This is a genomic window from Streptomyces sp. NPDC045695, assembly GCF_056432025.1.
This window is the reverse complement of record NZ_JBWKJU010000030.1, coordinates 1-21,310: the sequence shown is the minus strand read 5'-3', so window position 1 is coordinate 21,310 and position 21,310 is coordinate 1. Positions and strand designations below refer to the sequence as shown.

Genomic DNA, 21,310 nt, shown 5'->3' with positions numbered 1-21,310 from the left:
CCCCCGTGCACACCTCCCTCGCGTGAAGGCCTCGCTCGCGTGCAGGCCTCGCTCCGGGCGGCGGAGCGAGGGATTCTGGAACTACTGGCACCAGGGGACCGGAGCGCGAGGAGGCGGGGTCATGACACACGCCGAGGAGTGGAAGGTCGGGGTGTACCTGACCGAGGAGGACGGCACGACCAAGGCCCGGGCCGTCCTCGAGAACGGGAAGACGACGATGGTGGGGCGCGGCACGGCGCGCTGCAATCCGCAGGACGTGGAGGTCCCCGCGATCGGTGACGAGCTGGCGGCCAGCAGGGCGATGCGCGACCTGGCCGGTCAGCTGATGCGCGCCGCCGACCGGGACCTGGCCGCGGTGGGCGCCGTACCGGATCCGCCGCGGACCGGTTACGGCTGGCCGGACGACGTGAGCCCGGCCCCGTAGAACGCCTCCCGACCGGGGGCCGGGCGCCGCGGCGGCTCGCCCGGCCCCGTCCCCCGTCCCCCGGCTCCCGGCTCCCGGCTCCCGGCTCCCGGTCCGGGATCAGCCCTCAGAGCGTGCGGCAGAGCAGGGCGTCCGGGGTCTTCCCCTTGGCCCAGGCACCGGTGAAGGCCACACCGGCCGCGTATTCGCCGGTGCCGCACTGGCCCTTGTAGCTGCCGACGGCGAACTCGCCGCCCGGCGCTCCCGCCGGCCGGTCGTCGCCGCGGTCGAACCAGACGGTGCGGCCGCCCGTCCCCAGGGTCCGGCCCGCGTCGCTGCACAGCACCGCCGACACCTCCTGGCCCCGCACGCTGTACCCGGTCATGAACTGACCGGGGCCGCACTGGTACTTGGTGTAGCCGCCGGCCCAGTCGCCCTGGACGTACCGCTCGTCGCGCACCACGCCGTCCCGCACGTCGGGAGCCACCGGCCCGCGGGCCGCGGCGTCGGTGCACAGACCGCGTCCGTCCCGGTGTGACAGGCCGATGAGGCGCTGACCGTCGGGGCACACCGCCTTGCGGGCTCCCGGGTCCCAGTCCCCGCGTGCACGCATACGGAGCGACTGGACCGCGTCGGCGTGGTCGAGGTTGAGCATGTCCCACGTGTCGGAGGCGGCCACGGGGCCGCTCTGGTGGGGGGCGGCCGCCAGCCGGGACCAGTGGGCCGCACGCCAGTCGGCGTCGTCCAGGATGCCGGAACGGCGGCCCTGAGCGTCGAAGTTGAGGACCGACCAGGTGCCGTGTCCGGTCCATCCGACCAGGGGCCAGTAGGCGAAGTCCGCATCACGGTCGATCAGGTAGTCGACGAAGTTGCCGAACCACGCACGGGCCTGCGGATTGGTTTCGTCACTGCCGATGCCGAATTCGCTGATCCATACCGGCGCGGTGAAGTGGCGGCCGCTCTCGCCGGTGACGAACGACGCCTGCCGGTCGAGGGTGGCGAACAAGTCCTGGCGCGACAGGTCCTGGTAGCGCGGGTCATGGGTCTCGCCGAGCCCCGTCGCGCCGGTGTGGTTCGGGCCCGTGTATCCGTAGAAGTGCGCCGAGTACACCAGCTTGTCGGAGGCGACGAGCGTGTGCGACAGGGTGCGCGCGGGCTCCAGCGTGGGGCGCCCGTGGGCGAAGCCGTCCAGGGGAACGCCCTGCCAGTTGATGCCCTCGACGATCACCAGGAGGTCGGGGTTGGCCTCGGTGAGGAGCCGGTCGCCCAGCCGCTGGGAGGCGGTCCACCAGTCGTGGTCGTTGCCCCAGTTCCAGTTGGCGTCGTCGGTGACCGTGCGGCGGACCTCGTTGTAGAGGTCGGCGCCGACCACGCGCTTGTTGTCCTTGTAGCGGCGGGCGAGGCCGATCCAGTCGCTCTCCCACTGCGCGGTGGACTGGCTGGTGTTCCAGCGCTCGTTGCCGTCGAGTCCGCAGCAGAAGCGCGAGGTGTTGGTGTGGTTGTTGAGGATGACGGCGAAGCCCTCGGCCGTGGTGGCGGCGACGACGGCGTCGAAGACCTGGAGCGGGGTCTTGCCGCGCAGGTGCGGGTTGGCGGCGACCGAGGCGTCGGAGACGGGGCGCTGGTCGTGCAGCATCTCGTTCGAGAACGGCAGGCGGATGCTGTTGATGCCCAGCTCGTGGAAACCGGCGAGGATCACGCCGACCGGTGCCCGGTCCAGGCCGAGCGGCATCTGGTCGGCCTTCTCGCCGTCGTGGTGGTTCGCCGGGTCGTTGATGTCCCCGGAGCCGTTCCACGAGCCTTGTGCGCCCTGCCAGTTGGCGGACTTCAGCTTGAAGCGGTCACCGGACGCGTCGACGACGTACCGGCCGCGGGTGCTGAGGGGAGGGGTCCACGCGTCGGCCGGAGCGACCGGGGAGCCCGCAGAGATCGCGGAGCCCGCGGCGGACGCCGGACCCGTGGGACCTCCCCACGCTCCGAGGAGCAGCGCTCCGGCGAGCAGCGCGGGCCGTAAACATCGTCTCACGGGGTCCTCCCGGGGAAGGGGGCACGGGATGCGGGGGCAGGTGCGGGGGTGGTGGGGGTACGGGGGTGCATCCGCCGGGCGCCCGCGGCGGGAGCGACGGCGAACAGGCGCGGGGGCCGGTGGCCGGCGGCGTCGAAGGCGGCCGTGACGGACGCGCCCACCTCGCTCTCCCGCCCGGCCTCCAGCAGGGCGATGACCGAACCCCCGAAGCCGCCTCCCGTCATCCGCGCGCCGAGTGCCCCGGCGCCCAGCGCGGCGGTCACGGCGAGGTCGGTCTCCGGGCAGGAGATGCGGTAGTCGTCGCGGAGCGAGGCGTGGCCGGCGGTCAGGATCGGGCCGAGCGCCGCGGCGTCGCCCGCCCGCAGCCGCGAGACGGCTTCCTCGACCCGGGCGTTCTCGGTCACCACGTGACGGACCAGGGGTGCGAGCGCCTCCGGCAGGTCCCGCAGGGCCTGCGGGAGCTCCCCGGCGGGCAGGTCGCGCAGCGCGGGCAGGCCGAGCAGCGCGGCGGCGCGTTCGCAGCCCGCGCGCAGTGCGGCGTACGCCCCGTCGCCCAGGTCGTGGGCGACCCGGGTGTCGATCACCAGGAGCCCCAGGCCCTGGCCCCGCAGGTCGAAGGGCACCTGCCGGTGATGCTGCGGGCTGCGGGCGTCGAGGTGGAGGGCGGCCTCGGCGGTGCAGCACACCGAGGCCATCTGGTCCATGATCCCGCAGGGGACGCCCGCGAAGGCGTTCTCCGCGCGCTGGGCGATCCGGGCCAGTGCGGGCCCGGGCAGGCGCAGCCCGTACAGCTCGTCGTAGGCGACGGCGACGGCGCACTCCAGCGCGGCGGAGGAGGACAGGCCGGCGCCGGTGGGCACCGTGCTGTCGAAGTGCAGGTCCGCGCCCCCCACCGGGTGTCCCGCCTCGGCGAGCGCCCACACCACACCGGCCGGATAGCGCGTCCAGCCGGTCGCGGCGCCGGGGGCCAGCGCGGCCACGGGCAGTTCGGTGATCCGGCCGTCGCCCTGGGCGCTGTGCAGCCGCAGCCGCCCGTCGTCACGGGCGCGGGCGGCGACCAGGGTGGTCTGCGGGAGGGCGATCGGGAGGGCGAACCCGTCGTTGTAGTCGGTGTGTTCACCGATGAGGTTGACCCGGCCCGGGGCCGCCCACACGCCGTCCGGGGAGCCCCCGTAGATCCGGTGGAAGTCGGCCCTGACCCGCTCGGCCCGGCTGTCGTCGTCCCCCTGCGCCGACGGGCTCACGCCTGGACCTCCCGCAGCCGGCGGGCGGCCGCCTCGGGGGCCACGTCGTTGATGAAGGCTTCCGCCCCGGACTCCGTGCCGGCGAGGAACTTGAGCTTGTCGGGGGTCCGGCGGATGGTGAACAACTCCAGGTGCAGGGCCAGTTCGTCGCCTCCCGTACGGGGCGCCTGGTGCCAGGCCGAGACGTACGGCGCGGGGGTCGTCCGCTCCGGCTCCCCCGGTACGGGGAAGAGCCGGTCGAAGCGGCGCAGGAGGTCCAGGTAGATGCCGGGGAACTCGGCCCGCTCCGCCTCGGTGAGAGCGGTCAGGTCGGGGACGCGGCGGTGCGGGTAGAGGTGCACCTCGTACGGCCAGCGGGCGGCGTAGGGCACGAAGGCGGTCCAGTGCTCACCGGCCCTCACCACCCTTTCATCGGCGGCACGGGCGCGCTCCAGCAGGTCCTCGAAGAGATTGCGGCCGGTGGCGGCCCGGTGGGCGGTCGCGGCGGCGGTCATCTTGACGGTGCGCGGGGTGGCGAAGGGGAAGGCGTAGATCTGGCCGTGCGGGTGGGCGAGCGTCACCCCGATCTCGGCCCCCCGGTTCTCGAAGCAGTACACCTGCTCCACGCCCGGGAGGGCGGAGAGCTCCGCGGTGCGGTCGGTCCACGCGTCCAGGACGAGGCGGGCGGCGGCCGGGGTGAGATCGGCGAACCGGGCCTCGTGCTGCGGGGTGAAGCACACGACCTCGCACCGCCCGGCCGCGCCGGCGAGGGAGGGGAAGCGGTTCTCGAAGACGGCCACCTCGTAGTCGGCGGCGGGGATCTCACTCAGCCGGCCGTCCCGGGAGGGGCACAGGGGGCAGGCGCCGGCCGGCGGGTGGTAGGTGCGGTCCTGCCGGTGGGAGGCGATCGTGATCCAGTCACCGGTGGCCTCGTCGCGCCGCAGTTCCGGGTGGCTGTGCACACGGTCCAGCGGGCGGAGGTCGGGCGCCTCGCGCACGGCGCTCTCGTCGGTGTCGAAGTAGATCAGTTCGCGGCCGTCCGCGAGTGTGGCGAGGGTCTTCTTCACCCCCAAGAATAAACAGATCCCCACATGAATCAACAGCCTCAGACCCGCAACTCCTCAGAGACGCTCACCGTCACCGTGCTACGTTGGGGCTTTATGGCCGGATTGGCCGCTTACCCGGGAGTCGACCCTTGGCCGAGCAGGCTACCCAACTGGTGCACCAACGACGCGCGTTCATCCTGGCCGCGGTCCGGCGCGACGGCGCGGTACGGGTGGCGGACCTGGTCGGTCAGCTCGGCGTGTCGGACATGACCATCCGACGGGACCTGGACGCCCTCGCCCGGCGCGGCGCCGTCGAGAAGGTCTACGGCGGGGCCGTCGCCGCCGCGGACGGGGCGAGCGGGCACGAGCCCGGATTCGAGGCCAAGTCCGATCTGGAGGGGGAGGCCAAGGCCGCCATCGCGGAGACGGCCGCCACCTTGGTGGAACCGGGCAGCGTGGTCGCCATCTCGGGCGGCACGACCGCGCACGCGGTCGCCGCCCGGCTCCTCGGCGTCCCGCGGCTCACGATCGTCACCAACTCCCTTCCGGTGGCGGACCTGGTGCGGGCCGCCGGCCTCGATCCGGCGGCCGGGGCCCCCACCCTGCTGCTCACCGGCGGCTCCCCCACCCCTTCGGCCGCGCTGGCCGGCCCGCTCGCCGACCTGGTGATCGACTCCCTCCACGTGGACCTCCTGGTCCTGGGCGCACACGGGGTGTCGGAGACGGCCGGTCTGACCACGCCCAATCTGATGGAGGCCCAGACCAATCGGGCCCTGGTCGCCTCGGCACGGCGGATCGCCGTCGTGGCCGACCACACCAAGTGGGGGGTGGTCGGGCTCAGCGGGTTCGCGACGCTCGATCAGGCCGACTGGTACGTGACCGACCCGGGCACGCCCGCACCGGCCCGCGCCGCGCTCAAGGACGCGGTGGGCGAGCTCCTCGTCGCCGGCGAGGAGGCGTGAGCCCGGGGCGGCGGGCTTCGGCCACTTCCCCGATCCCGGGACAACTGTCCAGATCTCGTTGCCCCGCCCGGCGGACCAGCCCTTAAGATCACCCGTGATGACAGCCCGACCGCACTTACGCGCTGAAGGGGCCCGCTCACGCGCGGGTCTCGCAGGGCTGCTCGGGCTGAGCGTCCTGCTCCTGGGCTTCCTCTGCGCGTTCGGCGCGCCGCTGGAGGACCCCGCCTCGGGCCATGCGGCCCGCCACGCCTCCACCTCGGTCCCCGCGCCCAACTCCGGCCCCGTACCCGCCCCGGCACTGGTGGCCCCCGGCCATCCGGAGCCGGCCCACCCCGTGCACGAGTGCGCTCTGGGGGGTCCGCGGCAGACGGTGGCGCCGGAGGCGCCCGGTCCCGTCCCGCCGGTCGAGGCGCGGCGCGCCCCTGCGGGGTGTCCGGGCGTGGCTCCCCCTCGTACCGCGGGAGACGACAGCCCTTTCCTCCCCCGGCACCCCGGGACGTCGAGCATGCTCCGGGTATAGCGGCGGCGCGCGCGGCCGGCTGAGGCTGCGCTCACGCGCATGCGGCTCTGTGGCCGCTATGTTCGGAATCGTCCAGTTTCCACGCCCGCCGCCTGTCCAGCCGCTCCCCGTGCCCCCGGGGGAGGCGACTGCCGCACGGAGGAACTGTGTCCCGTCACCCGCTCGTAGGCCGCCTCCTCGTAGGCCGCCCCCGCACCGGCCATTCCCGCACAGGCCTTTCCCTCGTACGCCGTGCCCACCGGGCGGTCACCCGCCCCGGCCGGCTGCTCGCGGGCCTGCTGGGCCTCCTGCTGCTCGCGACGGTCCACTGTTCCTTCCATCCCGCCGATGACGGCCACAGCCTCGGACACGGACACGGACACAGCCACGGACATCGGCCCGGACACGCCACGGCGACACCGACCGCCACCGGGAACACGGTGCGCATGGCGCCGGCCGGGGGCGGCGAGGACCGCCACCCTCAGCACGATCAACACCACGCCACCTGCGTCTCCCCCGGCCTCACCCCCCAGACGCAGAACACCTCTCAGCCCACGGCGGCAGCCCCCGGGCTGTTGCTGCTGTCCTTGGCCGGCCGGCCCCCGGCCCTCGCGCTGTCCCCCTCCCCCCGGCACGCCTACGGACCGCACCCGCCCCCGACCGGCCGCTCCACCCTGACCAGCATCTGTCGGTGGCGCATCTAGGGGATGGCTTGTTCCGATCTGTTCCGCCTGATCGGCAACGCACGCCCCAAGCCACTCGCCACGCAGCAGCCGTACGCATCGGCTGCCGCGTGCCCGCCCCCGAGCGCGGGGCGCTCAGCCCAGCCCCGCCCCGGCTCGGCCCGCCCCCAAGCGGCGGCGTGCGCATGCGACACGAGCGAGTACATGACGCGCACCATCGACCGAGAGCGAACTCATGCATTCCTCAACGACCGACGTGACTCCCCCCGCTCGATCCGCCCTGTCCGGGCTGGTCGGCAACACCCCGCTCCTGCACGTATCGGAACCGCTCGCCCCCTCGGGACGGGGCTTCTGGGCGAAGCTGGAAGGATTCAACCCCGGCGGGATCAAAGACCGCCCGGGTCTGCACATGGTGGAGCGGGCCCGTGCCCGTGGTGACCTGAAGCCCGGGGCCCGGATCATCGAATCCACCAGCGGCACCCTGGGGCTCGGGCTGGCGCTGGCCGGCATGGTGTACGGCCATCCGGTCACCCTGGTCACCGACCCCGGCCTGGAGAGGTCGATGACCCGGCTGCTGACCGCGTACGGGGCCCAGGTCAACGTCGTCTCCGAGCCCCACCCGACGGGTGGCTGGCAGCAGGCCCGCCGCGACCGGGTGGTCCGCCTCATGGAGCAGCACCCGGATTCGTGGTGCCCGGACCAGTACAACAACCCCGACAACACCTCGGCCTACACCCCGCTCGCCCTCGAACTGGCCACCGAGCTGGGGCACATCGACGTCCTGGTGTGCAGCGTGGGCACCGGCGGCCACTCCGCCGGCATCTCGCGCGTCCTGCGCCAGCTCTATCCGGAGCTGACCCTGGTGGGCGTGGACACCGTCGGCTCCACGATCTTCGGCCAGCCCGCCCGGCCGCGGCTGATGCGCGGCCTCGGTTCGAGCATCTACCCGCGCAACGTCGCTTACGAGAACTTCGACGAAGTGCACTGGGTGGCCCCGGCCGAGGCGGTGTGGACCTGCCGCCAACTGGCCTCCTCCCACTACGCCACCGGGGGCTGGAGCGTCGGCGCCGTCGCGCTGGTGGCGGGCTGGGCGGCCCGGACCCTGCCCGGGGACACGCGGATCGCGGCGGTCTTCCCCGATGGTCCGCAGCGCTACCTCGGCACCGTCTACGACGACGACTACTGCGCGGCCCACGGCCTCCTCGGCTCACCGCCCGCGCCCGAACCCGAGGTCATCGGCCGCCTGGACGAGAAGGAGGTGACCCACTGGACGCGCTGCACCCGTGTCGTCGACCCGCTCACGCTCGCCGGCCGCACACCGCCGTCCGACGGGACCGACGGTGCGGAAGGTGCGGAAGGTGTGGAGGACGTGGAAGGCGGGAGCGCGTGAAGGGCACGCTCGCGCAGGTCCGCACGTACGAGCGCAGCGTGCAGCTGCTGATGGTGAACCAGTTCACCATCAATCTGGGCTTCTACATGCTGATGCCCTACCTCGCCGCCCACCTCGCTGGCCCCCTCGGGCTGGCCGGCTGGCTGGTCGGGCTGATCCTCGGTGTCCGCAACTTCAGCCAGCAGGGCATGTTCCTGATCGGCGGTACCCTCGCCGACCGTCTCGGCTACAAGCCGATGATCATTGCCGGGCTGGCGTTGCGCGTCGTCGGTTTCGCCACCCTCGGCCTCGTCGACTCCGCACCGGCCCTGCTGGCCGCCTCGGCCGCCACCGGCCTGGCCGGAGCGCTCTTCAACCCGGCCACCCGCGCCTACCTGGCCCAGGACGCGGGCGAACGGCGCGTGGAGGCGTTCGCGCTGTTCAACGTCTTCTACCAGGCCGGCATCCTCCTCGGGCCGCTGGTCGGCATGGTGCTCACCGGGGTCGACTTCCGCGTCACGTGCCTGGTGGCGTCGGGCATCTTCGCCGTGCTGAGCCTCGTCCAGGTCCGCGCCCTGCCCGCCCGGCGGGGCGGGGACACGAGGGAGCGGGCGGACGGCCCGGCCGAGGGAGTGCTCGCCCAGTGGCGCGGCATGCTGGCCAACCGGCCCTTCCTGCTCTTCTCGGTGGCCATGACCGGCTCGTACGTCATGTCCTTCCAGGTCTACCTCGCGCTCCCGCTGGAGGTCCGGCGCCTGGGCGGCGAAGGGCGGTTCGCCGCGGCGGCGGTGGCCGGGCTGTTCGCCGTCTCCGGACTGAGCACGATCCTCTTCCAGACGAAGATCACCGCCTGGTGCAAGGCCCGCACGGACCCGGACCGCGCGCTCGTCCGGGGGCTGCTGACGATGGGCCTGGCCTTCGTGCCGCTGCTGGCGGCCACGACCGTACCCGTACCGGACGGAGGCGCAGGGCTCTGGCTGCTGGCCGCAGTGCCGCCCGCGCTGGCGGCCCTGTTGCTGGCCCTGGGCACCATGATCGCCTACCCCTTCGAGATGGACACCATCGTGCGGCTCGCCGACGGGCGCATGGTCGCCACGCACTACGGGCTGTACAACACCATCTGCGGGATCGGCATCACCGTCGGGAACCTGCTCACCGGCGCGGCGCTCGACGCCGCGCGCGACGCCGGGATGTCCGCCCTGCCGTGGCTGGCGCTCTTCGCCCTCGGTCTGCTGTGCGCCGCCGCCCTGTACGGGCTGCACCGCACCGGCCGGCTCGCACCTCCCGCGGCGCGGGCACGGCCCGAAACCGTGACCGTGTGACCGGACCGACCGGACCGACCGGACCGACCGGACCCGGGGGCGGGCGGCTGCCGCTGCCCGCCCCTCCCGGGCGGCGCGCCGGCCGCGGCTCGTCACGCATGGGCGCCGGACAGCAGATGTCCCGCTCCGGGCGCCACCGCGGGCAGGTCCAGGGCGCGCAGCATCTGGTGGGCCGTGCACACGGCCGCCGAGACGACCGGCTTGCCGAGGAGCTGCTCGGCTTCCTCGATGGCACTCAGGGAGGGCATCTGGACGCACGCGGAGAGCACGACGGCGTCGGCGTCGGCGTGGTCCAGCGCCTTGGCGAGTCCCGGAAGGCGAGCGGGGTCGTGCGCGGCGACGTCCAGGTTGTTCGGTATCTCCAGCGCCTCGTAGTCGAGCACCTCGATGCCCTCGTGGGTGAGGTAGTCGACGACGGTCCGGGTCAACGGCCGCATGTACGGGGCGATCAGCGCGATCTTCTTCGCCCCGAGGGTGTTCAGACCGTGCACGAGCGCTCCGGCACTGGTGACCACGGGGGCGGGGGCGCCGTTCTGCGCGGTCCGCTGGTGCAGTCGCTCCTCGGAGGTGCGGTGGTAGCCGAGCCCCATGCTCATGATGGCGACCAGGCAGGCGTAGCCGAGTACGTCCACGTGCGCGTCGGAGAGCTCGACGGCGCACCGGTCGGAGTCGGCGTCCATGGCCCTGAGCTGCTCCGGAGTCACATGGGTCATGCGCATCCGGCTGGAGTGGAAGGTGAAGCGTTCCGGCGCGACGGCTTCCCGGGCGCGCAGGATCGCCGGGACCTCCGTCTCCATCGTCACGTTGGAGCTCGGCACGATCTGGCCGATGCGGTAGGCGCGGTGCGTACGAGGGGTACGAGGCGTACGGGGGGCGGGGGTGGTACGGGGGGACATGGACTTCGCTCCTCAGCGGGCGTCGACGACGGGATTGGCGAGGGTGCCGATGCCTTCGACGGTGGCTTCGACGGTGTCGCCGGGGTGCAGGAACTCGGGCGGGACCATGCCGGCTCCCACCCCCGCCGGCGATCCGGTGGCGATCACGTCTCCCGGCTCCAGGGTGACCCCGGAGGAGATGTCGGCGATGAGACGGGCGATGGGGAAGAGCATGTGGCGCGTGTTGGACCTCTGCTTGGTGACGCCGTTGACGCGCAGCGAGAGGTCCAGGTCCATCGGGTCCGGGATCTCGTCGGAGGTGACGACGGCGGGGCCGAAGGGGGCGTAGGAGTCCTGGCCCTTGGAGAAGAACCACTGGCCGGAACGCCGCTGGTCGCGGGCGCTGATGTCGTTGACGATGCTGAAGCCGAAGATGTGGTCGTACGCCTCCTCCTCGCTCACACGGAAGGCGGTACGGCCGATGACCACGGCGAGTTCGCACTCCCAGTCCAGCTGCGCGGTCAGGTCGGCGTTGTGCAGGATCGGCTGGCCGGGACCGGTGACCGCCGTGGCGGGCTTGCTGAAGAGCACCGGCCGCGAGGGCCGTTCCTTGTCGGTGTCCAGGCTGCGGCTGGACTCCTCCACGTGTTCGACGTAGTTTAGCCCCACCCCGATGATCTTTCCGGGGCGCAGCGGGGCCCGCAGCGACACCTCGTCACTGCGGTGCACGGCGTCGGCCGGCCAGGCCGCGGGCCCGCCGGCCAGCAGGCCGCGCGCGGCTTCCCGGGCCCACGCGCCCGCCTGGATGAACGACAGCAGGTCTGAAGGCAGTTGGACGCCGGCCCGGGCGGCCAGGGAGGCGAGGTCGACGACGAGCTCGTCGCTCTGCGCTCCCAGGCGGTGGGGCGAGCCGTCCGTGGAGTCGGCGGTGAAGGTGACCAGCCGCATGGGGTGCTCCTTGCATGTGCGTGTGCGGGGGGGAGAGAGCGGGGCAGGGGGGAGACGGTGGTGCTCCGCCGGGCCGGCGCCGGTGTCAGGGCCGGCGGCGTCCGGCCCGGCGGAGCGGTCCACACGACGGACACCGCCTAAGCGGTGGGCTGGTGCCCGCCGTTGTCGGGGTACGCCTCTTCGCGGTGGAAGGCGAGCGAGCGCATGACGGGAAAGTCGTTGAAGGAGAACAGGCAGGCGTCCTCGGACGGGTCGAGGTTGCGGTGCTCGTGCCAGGCCCAGGAGGGGACGCAGAACATGTCGCCCCGCTGCCACTCGAAGCGCTGTCCGGCGATCACCGACACGCCCCGCCCCTTCGCGGCGGTGGCGCCGATGCCGTCGATGATGCCGAGTCCGGTGGCGGCGTGGAACTCCTCCCACACCGCAGCGGGCAGCGCCTCCCCGGCGGACACGCAGCGACGCAGGCCGGTCAGGGCGCCCACCGCCCCGGCCGACATGATCGCCCGGTAGGCCGTGGGCGCCGTGAAGAGCACGGTCACCGCGTGCTCCGCCACGAGCTCGGCCAGCCGCTGCGGGGTGGCGTGCTCGATCAGCAGGGTCGCCGCACCCGCGTACAGGGGGAAGACGACCAGACCGCCGAGCCCGAACGTGAAGGCCAGGGGCGGGGTTCCGGTGAAGACGTCGTCCTCGCGGGGGCGCAGGACGTGGCGCGAGAAGGTGTCGGCGTTCGCCAGAACGTCCCGGTGGAAGTGCAGGGTGGCCTTCGGCCGTCCGGTCGTCCCCGAGGTGAAGGCGATCAGGGCGACGTCGTCGGCCGCCGTGACGACGCTGGAGAACCGCCCGTCCTTCGCCGTGCAGCGCGCGACCAGGTCCTCCTCGCCCGGACCGCCGTACGCCAGCACCGGCGGTCCGGAGGACTCGACGGCGGCGAGCTCGCCGAGGTAGCGGTGGTCGCACACGGCCACGGTCGGCCGGCTGATCTCGCAGAGCTCCGCGAGCTCGCCGGAGCGCAGCAGCGGCATGGTGGTGACGGCGACACCGCCGGCCTTCAGTACGCCGAACCACGCGGCCACCAGCCAGGGGTTGTTGGGCCCGCGCAGCAGCACCCGGTTGCCGGGGACGAGACCGAAGTCCTCGGTCAGTACGCGGGCGACCTGACCGGCACGCTCCAGCAGGTCACCGTAGGTCCACCGGTCACCCTCGGGCGTCAGGAGACAGGGCCGGTCGGGCCCCCAGCGCCGGACGGCTTCGTCGAGCAGTCGATGAGCGCAGTTGAGCCGGTCCGGATACTGCAACTCCGGTAGGTCGAAGTGCAGGTCGGGCCAGAGTGCGAGCGGTGGAAGCCGGTCGCGACAGAAGGTATCGGCATGAGCGGACGGGGAGAGCTCCATGGGGCGGCACCTCAATCTCGGGGCAGCGGGGAGAGTGGAGCAAGTATCTCGCTAAACTTACGACCGTCAATACCTCGCAATAAAATGGCTCGAAGGGTCTCGCCTGGGCGTTGTTACACGTGTAACATGCTAGGACAGGGTGGCCCACTCGGGCCGTCGTGCAGTGGCGTGGCCGCGGCCGGGGGGCACCCCGCCGTCGTGGGAACGGCGGCGGGGTGCGCACGATCACTTGGCCAGGAAGGCCAGGAGCGCCTCGGTGACTTCCCGGGCGTGGGTCCACAGCAGGCCGTGGGGTGCGCCGTCGACGACGACGTAGTCGGCCTGCGGGAGCGCCTGGTGGAAGAGGGCGCCGGTGGCCTCGATGGGCAGGATGCGGTCGGCGGTGCCGTGCAGGATCAGCGCCGGGACGTCGATCTTGGGCAGGTCGGCACGGAAATCAGTGGACCAGGTCGCCACGCAGGCCAGGGAGGCGTACGCGGAGGCTCCTGCGGCGACGTTCCAGCTGTTGCGGACCGCTTCCTCGCTGATGCGCGTGCCGAGGTTCTCGTCGAGGTTGTAGAAGTCCTCGTAGAACGCGGTGAAGTAGGCGTAGCGATCGGCGGTGACGGCCCCTTCGATGTCCTTGAAGACGGCGCCGTCGACACCGCCGGGGTTGTCGTCGGTCTTGAGGAGGAAGGGTTCGAGGGAGGCGAGGAAGGCGGCCTTGGCTATCCGGGCGGAGCCGTAGGTGCCCAGGTAGCGGCCGACCTCGCCGGTTCCCATGGAGAAGCCGACCAGGACGACGTCGTCGAGGTCGAGGGTTTCGAGGACCGTGTTCAGGTCGGCGGCGAAGGTGTCGTAGTCGTAGCCGGTGGTGGGCTGACTGGAGCGGCCGAAACCGCGCCGGTCGTACGTGATCACGCGGTAGCCGGCCGACAGCAGGGCGGCGGACTGCTTCTCCCAGGAATGGCCGTCGAGCGGGTAGCCGTGGATCAGCACGACCGGCTGGCCGGTGCCGTGGTCCTCGTAGTACAGCTCGATGCTGGTCGAGTTCTCCTGGCCGACGGTGATGAACGCCATGGTGATACTGCCTTTCGATGAGACGTGCGGTGCGTGGTGAAGTGCCCGGGTGGGTGCGGTGGTGAAGCGCCCGGTACGGGGGTGGTCCTGTCGCTCAGCGGACCGTGTGGGCCGCGCGCTCCACGATGCGGGCGACGGCGTCGGGGCGGGAGACCGGCACCGCGTGCGACGCGTCGATGACGGTGGTGCGGGCCCCGGCACGGGCCGACATGTAACGCTGGGCGGCGACAGGGATGTTGAGGTCCTGCGTGGTCACCAGGGACCAGGAGGGGATCGTCTTCCAGGCGGCCTTCGTCGACTTCTCCTCCAGCGCGGCGGCGGCGATCGGACGCTGCCCCGCCGCCATGAGGCTGGCCTTGCCTGCCGGCACGTCGGCGGCGAACTGGCCGCGGAACTTCTCCGCCTTGATGTACACGTCCGCGCCCTGACCGCCGTCGGGCAGGGTGTAGTTGACGGACTCGATCGCCTGGCCGAGGGTGCTGCCGGGGAACTTGTTCGTCAGTCCGAGCGAGCTCTCGCCGGTGTCGGGCAGGAACGCCGCGATGTAGACCAGCGCCTTGACCTTGTCCTCCAGGCCCGCGGCGGCCTGGCTGATGACGGTACCGCCGTAGGAATGGCCGACCAGGATCACGGGTCCGTCGATGTGGTCGACGACGCTGCGCAGGTAGGCGGCATCGTTCGCCGGACCGCGCAGCGGGTTGGCGGCGGACACCACGGGGTAGCCCGCGCGCTGCAGCCGCGTGACGACACCGTCCCAGCTCGCGGCGTCGGCGAAGGCCCCGTGCTCCAGCACGATCGTCGGTCGTTCCGGGCGGAGGGGCGTCGCACTGGCCGCACCGGGCAGGGTGAGGGCGGCCGCGGAGAGCCCTACGGCCGCTGTGACACCGAGCAGGGCGGATCTGCGGCTGAGGGGGGTGGTGCGCATGCGTGAACGTCCTTCTTTTCTTGGCCGTCGGTCCTGGCCGGACCCGGCGAAATGGCGGTGCGTTCGAGAGCCGAGGCACCGAGTTCCTCTGTGGACACCTGAGTTGGTGTGTGCGGCTCCCGCCGAGTGGCCGGCGCAGACCGGGGGGAGGCTTGCTCGTCCTGTCCTACGACGGCAGGACCGGTTCGGTTCACTCCGAGAGCGGCGCTGTTGTTCCGTCCGTGCTCAGTCGTGCTCAGCCCGTGCTCAGGCCGTGCTCAGTCCGTGGATTGCAGGACTTCGTAGACCTGCCGCATGTAGCTGTGGGTGCGCTCCGAGCCGAGGATGCCGTCGCCCAGCCGGTTCATCGTGTACGCGAACGTGACGCGCCGGTCGAGATCCATCATGACGATCGACCCGCCCCGGCCGACCCAGAAGCAGATCCTCCCGGTGGGCATGTGGGGCATGGTCCTCGCGTCGGCGAGGGCGAAGCCGATGCCCCAGCGGACGGGAACACCCAGGAACAGATCGACTCCGTCGGCCTGCACGTCGAGGACCTTCTCCACCGTGGCCGCGGAGAGGAGCCGACGGCCGTTCACCTGGCCGCGCCGTGAGATCACGGAGAGGGCGCGGGCCATGCCCCGCGCGTTGCCGTGTCCGTTGACGGCTCCGAGTTCGGCGCGGCGCCACCGCGGGGTGTCGACGTGCTCGTCCCGGGCGGGGCTGCCGAGCAGCGTCTTGGTGAATATCCCCTCGGGATCCAGGCCGGCGGGTATCCCCGAGAGCTGCGACGGGGCCACCAGTTCCGCGATCCGCGGCCAGTCGGCCTGCCGCGCACCGATCTGGACGTCGGCCTGTGCCGGCTTGGCGATCTCGGTGTCGACGAACTCGGTCAGGGTCAGGCCGCTGACCCGCCGGACGAGCTCTCCTATCAGCTGCCCTTGCGTCTGCACGTGGTAGCCCGAGGCACTGCCCGGTTCCCACCAGGGCGCCTGCGCGGCCAGTCGGGCGCTCGCGGTCGGCCAGTCGTACAGATCGTCCATGGCGAAGGGCTGCTGCCAGCCCGAGAGCCCCGAGGTGTGGGCCAGGACATGCCGTACCTCGATGTCCTGCTTGCCCTGGGCGGCGAATTCGGGCCAGTAGTGCGCGACCGGGCGGTGGAGGTCGAGTGCGCCCCGGTCGACGAGGACGAGGGCCGCCAGGCTGCTGAGGGTCTTGGTGGTCGACCACAGGCTGACCACCGTGTCCCGGCGCCAGGGAACCGTCCGCGCCGCGTCGGTATGTCCGCCCCACAGATCGACTTCCATGACTCCGTCGACGTCGACGGCGATCGACGCCCCCAGCTCCTCCCCGGACTCCAGGTGCGCTGCGAGCGCCGCTCGGACCGGGTCGAACCGTGCGGTGCTCGTTCCCTCGATGGTGACCATGAATTTTCCCCACTCGTGACGACGGTCGTTCGGTCACACAACGGCAGGGACCTCATGCCGGTTCATAGCCGGTTGGACAGCGGTTCATACCGCGCCACCTGCGGCGTCATCGCGTGAAGGAGCCCCTGCTAATGTCCTGTCCGGTGATGCGGGCAGGGCACGACGGGGTCCTCGCCGCTTCCGGACACCCGCACGGGCCACCCGCACCGGCCACCCCCATCGCGGCGGACAGCTCACCGCGGCGAAGGTCGCGCGCGTGTCCGCGGGCCATGGTCATGGGTGTGCCCCCGCTGGTGGCGCCGTCGAGCGGGATTCCGGGTGGATGCGATGACAGCTGTGGGGCAGGGGCTCGACTTCGGGCTGCTGGGTCCGCTGGTGGTACGGCGGGCGGGCGCGGTAGTCGATCCGGGGCGGCGCAGGCAGCGGCTGCTGCTGATCCGCCTGCTGCTCGCCGACGGCCGGGCGGTCGCGCCCCAGACGCTGTGCGAGGAGTTGTGGCCCCAGCAGCCGGGACAGAGCCCGGGCGGAGCGGTGAACTCCCTGCACGCGCACGTCAGCAAGCTGCGCGCCGTCCTGGAACCCCCGCACCTGCGTCGGCACGGCGCCTTCGAACTGCTGGTCACCGAGCCCCTGGGCTACGCCCTGCGTGTACCCCCGGAGAGCCGTGACACCGTACGCTTCGAGCGGTCCCTCGCCCGGGCGCGCCTGTTCATGGACGAGGGACGGCCCGAGCGTGCCGTCGAAGAGGCCGGGGCCGCCCTGGGGTTGTGGCGTGGCACCGCGTTCGCCGACGCGGCGCACCACCTGTTCGCCGCCCATGAGACAGCCCGCCTGGAAGAACTGCGGCAGGCCGCACGCGAGATCCGTACCACCGCGCTGCTCGTGCAAGGACGGATCACCGAAGCCCTGGACTCGGCCCAGGAGTTGACCACGACGCATCCCCTTCGGGAAACCGGCTGGGCCCTGCTGCTGCGCGCCCTGTACCTGGCCGGCCGGCACCCCGAAGCGCTTCAGCGCTACACCGAGCTGCGCCGGCTCCTCACCGACGAACTCGGCCTCGAACCGGGCCCGTCCCTGCGCGCCCTGCACCAGGGCATCCTCCACCACGACCTGCCGCCCCTTCACTCAGCCGGTGAGCTGAACGGCTTCGGCGCGGCATCCGTCCCCGGAGCCCGGGGCACCGAGCGGGGCCGCGATCCGGTCGGGCCGGCCGGGTCCGCGGGGCCGGAGGAGGACGAGCCGACTGCGGCCGCCGTCGGCGCGGCCGACCGGTCCAACCGGTCCGACCCACGCCACGACCCGGCCGCCGAGGAGGAAACCACGCCGTCGCCCCTGGTACGCCCGGCTCAACTGCCCGCCAGGCTCCCGGTGTTCGCGGGACGGGCCGCCGAGGGCGCGTGGCTGTCAGCCGTGAGCGGTGCACCGGACCGGACCGGGCCGACGGCTGCTCCCGTCGTCGTCATCAGCGGTACCCCCGGTGTCGGCAAGACCACCTTCGCCGTCCACCACGCCCACCGCATCGCCTCGTCCTTCCCCGACGGACAGCTCTTCGTCAACCTGTGCGGATTCCACCCCCACGCACCCGCCGTGGACCCCGGCACCGTTCTGCACGGCTTCCTCACCGCCCTCGGCATTCCCGCGCAGCGCATCCCGGAGGACACCACGGCCCGCAGCACGCTCTTCCGCAGCCTGCTCGCCGACCGCCGGATCCTCCTGGTCCTGGACAACGCCCGTGACGAGGAGCAAGTACGCCCCCTGCTCCCGGCGGGTGCGGGCTGCCTCACCCTGATCACGAGCCGCAACCAGCTTCCCGGCCTGATCGCCACCGACGGCGCCAAACCCCTCACGCTCGCGCTGCCCTCACCGACCGAGGCCCACCAAGCCCTCGAACGACGTCTGGGAAGCGAGAGACTGGCCGCCGAGCCCACCGCCACAGCCGAGATCATCCGCCTGTGCGGACGACTCCCCCTGGCCATGGCCGTGGTCGCCGCCCGCGCCGAACTCGACCCGTCCTTCCCTCTGCACGCCATAGTCGACGACCTGATGCACACCCACGGGGACCTCGACGCGTTCACCGGCTTTGACAGCAGCACCGACGTGCGCACCGTCTTCTCCTGGTCCTACCGGTCCCTGGACGAGCACGCCGCCCGGCTCTTCCGCCTCCTGGCCCTGCACCCCGGCCCCCACATCACGGCCCCCGCCGCCGCCGGCCTCGTCGGCCTCCCCCTCGCCCGGACCCGCCGCGCACTCGCCGCACTGACCGGTTCCTGCCTCGTGGAACAACCACGGCCCGGCTGCTACAGCGTGCACGACCTCCTGCGCTGGTACGCCGGCGAGCTCACCCAGCTCCACGACACGGCCCAGGAACGCGACCGCGCCACCCTGCGGGTCCTGGACCACTACATGTTCACCGCCTACGCGGCCAACCAGCTCCTCAAGCAGGACACGACGGCCGAACTCGATCTCGGGGGCGCCCGCCCCCGGCGTCACGCCGGAGACGTTCACCGGCGCCCAGCAGGCGACCCGGTGGTTCACCGCCGAGGACCGGGTACTGACCGGCCTGCTCCACGCCGCGGTGAGCCAGGGGCTCGACCACCACACCACCGGGCTGGCCTGGTCGCTCAAGGAACATCTCCAACGCCAGGAGTTCTGGCCCGAAGCGATCACCGCGCTGACCCCGGCCCTCGAAGTGGCCCGGCGCCAGGGCGACCGACTCGAAGAGGGGCGTTGCCTGCGCCACCTGGGCAGCATCCACGGCTATCTCGGCCACCAGGAAGAAGCCCTGCAGCACCTCCGCACGGCCACCACGATCTTCGAGCAGCTCGACGCGACCGGCGACCAGGCGCGAGCCCACTACGTGATGGCGTGCGCGCTGTTCCTGTTCGGCCGGGTCCAGGAGGCCGTCACGTTCTCCGAGCGGGGACTGGAGCTGTCCCGGAAGACCGGTGAGGAGTTGTGGCTGGCCGAGTGCCTCCTCGAACTCGCCTGGTTCTTCTCCAACCTGGGGCAGCTGGAGAAGGGCCTTGAGTACAGCGAGGAGGGCATCGCCCTGTTCCAGCGCCTGGACGCACCGTGGCAGCTGGCCCAGGGGTGGGACATCGTGGGCTACACCCTCCGTGCGCTCGGCCGTTACGAGGAATCGGTGGCCACCTACCAGCGGGCGACGCGGGCGTTCGAGGAGCTGGGCGACCACAGGAACGCCATCGGCACACTGATGCGGCTCGGGGACACCCGGCTGGCCCAGGGCGACCGGGAAGGCGCCCGAGCGGACTGGGTCAAGGCCCTGGAGAACGCCGACGCGCGAGCCATGCGTCACAGCGCCCAGCAGGTCCGCGACCGCCTCACCGCCCTGGACATGCATACGGACCCCACGCCCACCGTGCCGGAGCGGGCGGCCGGAAGCCACCGCCTCCCGGTTCCGCACCAGGGTGGTCCAGCCCACTAGGCGCTGTGATGTGAACGCCCGGAACAGGGCGACGGTTCACCCACGCCTCGCGCGACCGCGACCGCGACCCGAAGGGCACGACAAGAAGACGACAAGGTTCGGCCAAGGGCCCCCCACGAGTGTTGAGCCACTCCCCCGCGCATGCGGGAGAGCAGGCCACAGAACACTCGCACAGGAACGGGCACCACCCATGAACGGGATCATGGAAGCGGGGACCACCACCCTCGCTCCGCCTCAGGCGCACACCCCACACGTCACGTCGGACGCCGACTGCGATGCCTTCATGCGCGACGTCTACGACCAGTACGGGCTGCTGCTCGTCCGGTACGCCACGCGGCTGCTCGACGGCGACTGGCACAAGGCGGAGGACATCTTCCAGGAGACGGCGGCCCGCGCCTGGAAGCACGGCCGCTTCCTGGGTACCCGCGCCGACCACATCCGGCCATGGCTGTTCACCGTGGCGCGGAACCTCGTCATCGACCACCACCGGGCCCGGCGGAACCGGCCGCTGGAGCTCATGCCGGTCGAGGACCTGGACGCGTCCTGGGACAGCACGGAATCCACGATCACCACCCATGCCGTGCTCAACGCCCTGCGGGAACTGAACGAGCAACAGCGCACCGTCATCCGTCTCATGTACTCCCTGGAATGCAGCGTGGCCCAGGCGGCCGAGCACCTCGGCGTCCCGCCCGGCACCGTGAAGAGCCGCGCCTTCTACGCCGTGCGGGCGCTGCGCAGGGCGCTGGAGAAGCAGGGCGTTCTCACGGGATAGCCACGGCGCCACGGCACGGCACCAGGCCCCGCGAGCCCGGCCTGACCCACGAGACACTCCCTACGCCCACAGCCGGTCCTCCGCAGCGAGGACGGCTTCCCGTTCCAGCAGCGGGGCGAAGGCCCGGTGCAGCAGGAGGCACACCCCGCCGCCCGCCAGGGCACCGGCGACGGCGTCGCTGAGCCACTGGGCGTGCAGCCAGGTGCGGCTCCCCATCATGGCCGCGACGTACAGCGCTCCGAAGAGCCACCACCAGCGCCTGGGCCGGGCGGGGAACAGGACGACGGCGACCACGATCACGACGGTCACGGCGGTGAACACCTGGCCGGAGGGGTACGAGCCGTCGTTGACCAGCACCAGCGGGCGGGGCGGCCTCGGGCGGTCGACCAGCGATTTCAGCGGTAGCACCACCAGCACGTTCGCCGCGACGGCGGCCGTGAACGCGAACAGCCCCGACCTCCAGCGCCCGAAGACGCACAGGCCGCCGGACAGCGCGAGCGGGACGACCGTCCCCAGCGGGCCGCCGAGCCGGTCGAGCAGGAAGGCGAGGCCGGCGACCCGCCCGCCGCCCCCGCCCCCGTCGGTCCACTGGGCCCAGCGGTCGTCGAGCGCCTGGAAGAACGGCGGCCGTTCACCGCCGAGGAGGAGGCCCACGGACAGGGCCGTCAGCGAGAGCACGATCCCCGCCGGCAGGGCGCCGCGCGGCGGTGGGGCGGGGAGGTGGTGGCGAGGGGCACCGCAGGACCTCGGGGGCCCGTGCTGAGGGAAGTTCGAGTGAGCCATGTCTGCCTGCTGTCGCGATCGGCCCTCCGGCCTAGGTCGTCCCTTTCGGATCTTGTCGGTTGAGCCCGCGTCGTCCGGTGCCGTGCATCGCAAGGCGGAGGGGGGGGGGAGGGGGGGGGGGGGGAGAGGGTGCCGGTCAAGCGAGAGGAGGGGGGGGCGGGACAAGAAGGACA

General features: G+C 72.3%; 16 protein-coding genes and 3 pseudogenes. 9 read left to right on the top strand and 10 right to left on the bottom strand.

Going from position 1 to position 21,310, the window contains the following annotated elements:
- Positions 1-121 precede the first annotated feature (121 nt).
- A complete protein-coding gene (locus AC07DU_RS31710; RefSeq protein ID WP_360893628.1) occupies positions 122-424 on the top strand; it encodes a DUF1876 domain-containing protein in 303 nt (100 codons plus the stop codon).
- Between the two features lie 106 nt (positions 425-530).
- Here AC07DU_RS31710 and AC07DU_RS31705 read toward each other — a convergent pair whose 3' ends face one another.
- Genes AC07DU_RS31705 through galT form a run of 3 tightly spaced genes read right to left on the bottom strand, consistent with a single transcriptional unit; the run spans position 531 to position 4,719 of the window.
- A complete protein-coding gene (locus tag AC07DU_RS31705) occupies positions 531-2,429 on the bottom strand; it encodes a glycoside hydrolase family 5 protein (protein WP_479115220.1) in 1,899 nt (632 codons plus the stop codon).
- The gene (gene galK, locus AC07DU_RS31700; RefSeq protein WP_479115218.1) at positions 2,426-3,673 is read right to left on the bottom strand and encodes a galactokinase; all 1,248 of its coding nucleotides are present in this window, start codon (positions 3,671-3,673) and stop codon (positions 2,426-2,428) included. Before galK ends, AC07DU_RS31705 begins: the two co-directional genes overlap by 4 nt.
- Complete coding sequence (galT, locus tag AC07DU_RS31695; protein WP_479115216.1) at positions 3,670-4,719, bottom strand: galactose-1-phosphate uridylyltransferase; 1,050 nt, start codon at positions 4,717-4,719, stop codon at positions 3,670-3,672. The genes galK and galT overlap by 4 nt, the downstream gene beginning before the upstream one ends.
- Before the next feature lie 128 nt (positions 4,720-4,847).
- Here galT and AC07DU_RS31690 point away from each other — a divergent pair, with 128 nt between their 5' ends.
- The 4 genes from AC07DU_RS31690 to AC07DU_RS31675 all read left to right on the top strand — a co-directional run bounded on the left by AC07DU_RS31690 (position 4,848) and on the right by AC07DU_RS31675 (position 9,533).
- A complete protein-coding gene (locus tag AC07DU_RS31690) occupies positions 4,848-5,660 on the top strand; it encodes a DeoR/GlpR family DNA-binding transcription regulator (RefSeq protein WP_479115214.1) in 813 nt (270 codons plus the stop codon).
- A 666-nt stretch (positions 5,661-6,326) separates the two neighbouring features.
- The gene (locus AC07DU_RS31685; RefSeq protein ID WP_479027261.1) at positions 6,327-6,863 is read left to right on the top strand and encodes a hypothetical protein; all 537 of its coding nucleotides are present in this window, start codon (positions 6,327-6,329) and stop codon (positions 6,861-6,863) included.
- A gap of 214 nt (positions 6,864-7,077) precedes the next feature.
- On the top strand, positions 7,078-8,232 hold the full coding sequence (locus AC07DU_RS31680) for a PLP-dependent cysteine synthase family protein (RefSeq protein WP_479115212.1): 1,155 nt from the start codon (positions 7,078-7,080) through the stop codon (positions 8,230-8,232).
- Positions 8,229-9,533, top strand: coding sequence for an MFS transporter (locus AC07DU_RS31675; RefSeq protein ID WP_479115210.1), 1,305 nt, complete (start codon positions 8,229-8,231; stop codon positions 9,531-9,533). The genes AC07DU_RS31680 and AC07DU_RS31675 overlap by 4 nt, the downstream gene beginning before the upstream one ends.
- A gap of 92 nt (positions 9,534-9,625) precedes the next feature.
- On the opposite strand, the gene AC07DU_RS31670 is transcribed toward AC07DU_RS31675, so the two are convergent.
- The 6 genes from AC07DU_RS31670 to AC07DU_RS31645 all read right to left on the bottom strand — a co-directional run bounded on the left by AC07DU_RS31670 (position 9,626) and on the right by AC07DU_RS31645 (position 16,137).
- On the bottom strand, positions 9,626-10,429 hold the full coding sequence (locus AC07DU_RS31670; RefSeq protein WP_479027270.1) for a maleate cis-trans isomerase family protein: 804 nt from the start codon (positions 10,427-10,429) through the stop codon (positions 9,626-9,628).
- A 12-nt stretch (positions 10,430-10,441) separates the two neighbouring features.
- Positions 10,442-11,356 carry a fumarylacetoacetate hydrolase family protein gene (locus AC07DU_RS31665; protein WP_479115208.1) on the bottom strand — a complete coding sequence of 305 codons (915 nt, stop codon included), beginning with the start codon at positions 11,354-11,356 and terminating at the stop codon, positions 10,442-10,444.
- Between the two features lie 137 nt (positions 11,357-11,493).
- Positions 11,494-12,747 (bottom strand): AMP-binding protein, encoded by a 1,254-nt coding sequence (locus AC07DU_RS31660; RefSeq protein WP_479115206.1) that lies wholly within the window; start codon positions 12,745-12,747, stop codon positions 11,494-11,496.
- Between the two features lie 225 nt (positions 12,748-12,972).
- Complete coding sequence (locus AC07DU_RS31655; protein ID WP_479115204.1) at positions 12,973-13,806, bottom strand: alpha/beta fold hydrolase; 834 nt, start codon at positions 13,804-13,806, stop codon at positions 12,973-12,975.
- A gap of 94 nt (positions 13,807-13,900) precedes the next feature.
- On the bottom strand, positions 13,901-14,731 hold the full coding sequence (locus AC07DU_RS31650; RefSeq protein WP_479115202.1) for an alpha/beta fold hydrolase: 831 nt from the start codon (positions 14,729-14,731) through the stop codon (positions 13,901-13,903).
- 257 nt (positions 14,732-14,988) lie between these two features.
- Positions 14,989-16,137: a serine hydrolase domain-containing protein gene (locus AC07DU_RS31645; protein WP_479115200.1), complete on the bottom strand. Its 1,149-nt coding sequence runs from the start codon at positions 16,135-16,137 to the stop codon at positions 14,989-14,991.
- A 327-nt stretch (positions 16,138-16,464) separates the two neighbouring features.
- Here AC07DU_RS31645 and AC07DU_RS31640 point away from each other — a divergent pair.
- From AC07DU_RS31640 to AC07DU_RS31625, 4 genes and pseudogenes are all read left to right on the top strand, one after another.
- A pseudogene (locus tag AC07DU_RS31640) lies at positions 16,465-17,178 on the top strand (AfsR/SARP family transcriptional regulator); the annotation flags it as partial.
- 1,534 nt (positions 17,179-18,712) lie between these two features.
- Positions 18,713-19,270, top strand: a pseudogene (locus AC07DU_RS31635) (tetratricopeptide repeat protein); the annotation flags it as partial.
- Between the two features lie 9 nt (positions 19,271-19,279).
- A pseudogene (locus AC07DU_RS31630) lies at positions 19,280-19,366 on the top strand (hypothetical protein); the annotation flags it as partial.
- Positions 19,367-19,772: 406 nt separating this feature from the next.
- Complete coding sequence (locus AC07DU_RS31625; RefSeq protein ID WP_479027296.1) at positions 19,773-20,354, top strand: sigma-70 family RNA polymerase sigma factor; 582 nt, start codon at positions 19,773-19,775, stop codon at positions 20,352-20,354.
- Between the two features lie 60 nt (positions 20,355-20,414).
- Here AC07DU_RS31625 and AC07DU_RS31620 read toward each other — a convergent pair whose 3' ends face one another.
- The gene (locus AC07DU_RS31620) at positions 20,415-21,137 is read right to left on the bottom strand and encodes a phosphatase PAP2 family protein (protein ID WP_479115198.1); all 723 of its coding nucleotides are present in this window, start codon (positions 21,135-21,137) and stop codon (positions 20,415-20,417) included.
- Positions 21,138-21,310: the final 173 nt, after the last annotated feature.

Coding starts and splice junctions, on each gene's coding strand:
- AC07DU_RS31665 (WP_479115208.1), bottom strand. CDS start 11,356: ATGCGGCTGGTCACCTTCACCGCCGACTCCACGGACGGCTCGCCCCAC.
- AC07DU_RS31670 (WP_479027270.1), bottom strand. CDS start 10,429: ATGTCCCCCCGTACCACCCCCGCCCCCCGTACGCCTCGTACCCCTCGT.
- AC07DU_RS31660 (WP_479115206.1), bottom strand. CDS start 12,747: ATGGAGCTCTCCCCGTCCGCTCATGCCGATACCTTCTGTCGCGACCGG.
- AC07DU_RS31655 (WP_479115204.1), bottom strand. CDS start 13,806: ATGGCGTTCATCACCGTCGGCCAGGAGAACTCGACCAGCATCGAGCTG.
- AC07DU_RS31645 (WP_479115200.1), bottom strand. CDS start 16,137: ATGGTCACCATCGAGGGAACGAGCACCGCACGGTTCGACCCGGTCCGA.
- AC07DU_RS31620 (WP_479115198.1), bottom strand. CDS start 21,137: ATGGCTCACTCGAACTTCCCTCAGCACGGGCCCCCGAGGTCCTGCGGT.
- AC07DU_RS31680 (WP_479115212.1), top strand. CDS start 7,078: ATGCATTCCTCAACGACCGACGTGACTCCCCCCGCTCGATCCGCCCTG.
- AC07DU_RS31650 (WP_479115202.1), bottom strand. CDS start 14,731: ATGCGCACCACCCCCCTCAGCCGCAGATCCGCCCTGCTCGGTGTCACA.
- AC07DU_RS31625 (WP_479027296.1), top strand. CDS start 19,773: ATGAACGGGATCATGGAAGCGGGGACCACCACCCTCGCTCCGCCTCAG.
- AC07DU_RS31710 (WP_360893628.1), top strand. CDS start 122: ATGACACACGCCGAGGAGTGGAAGGTCGGGGTGTACCTGACCGAGGAG.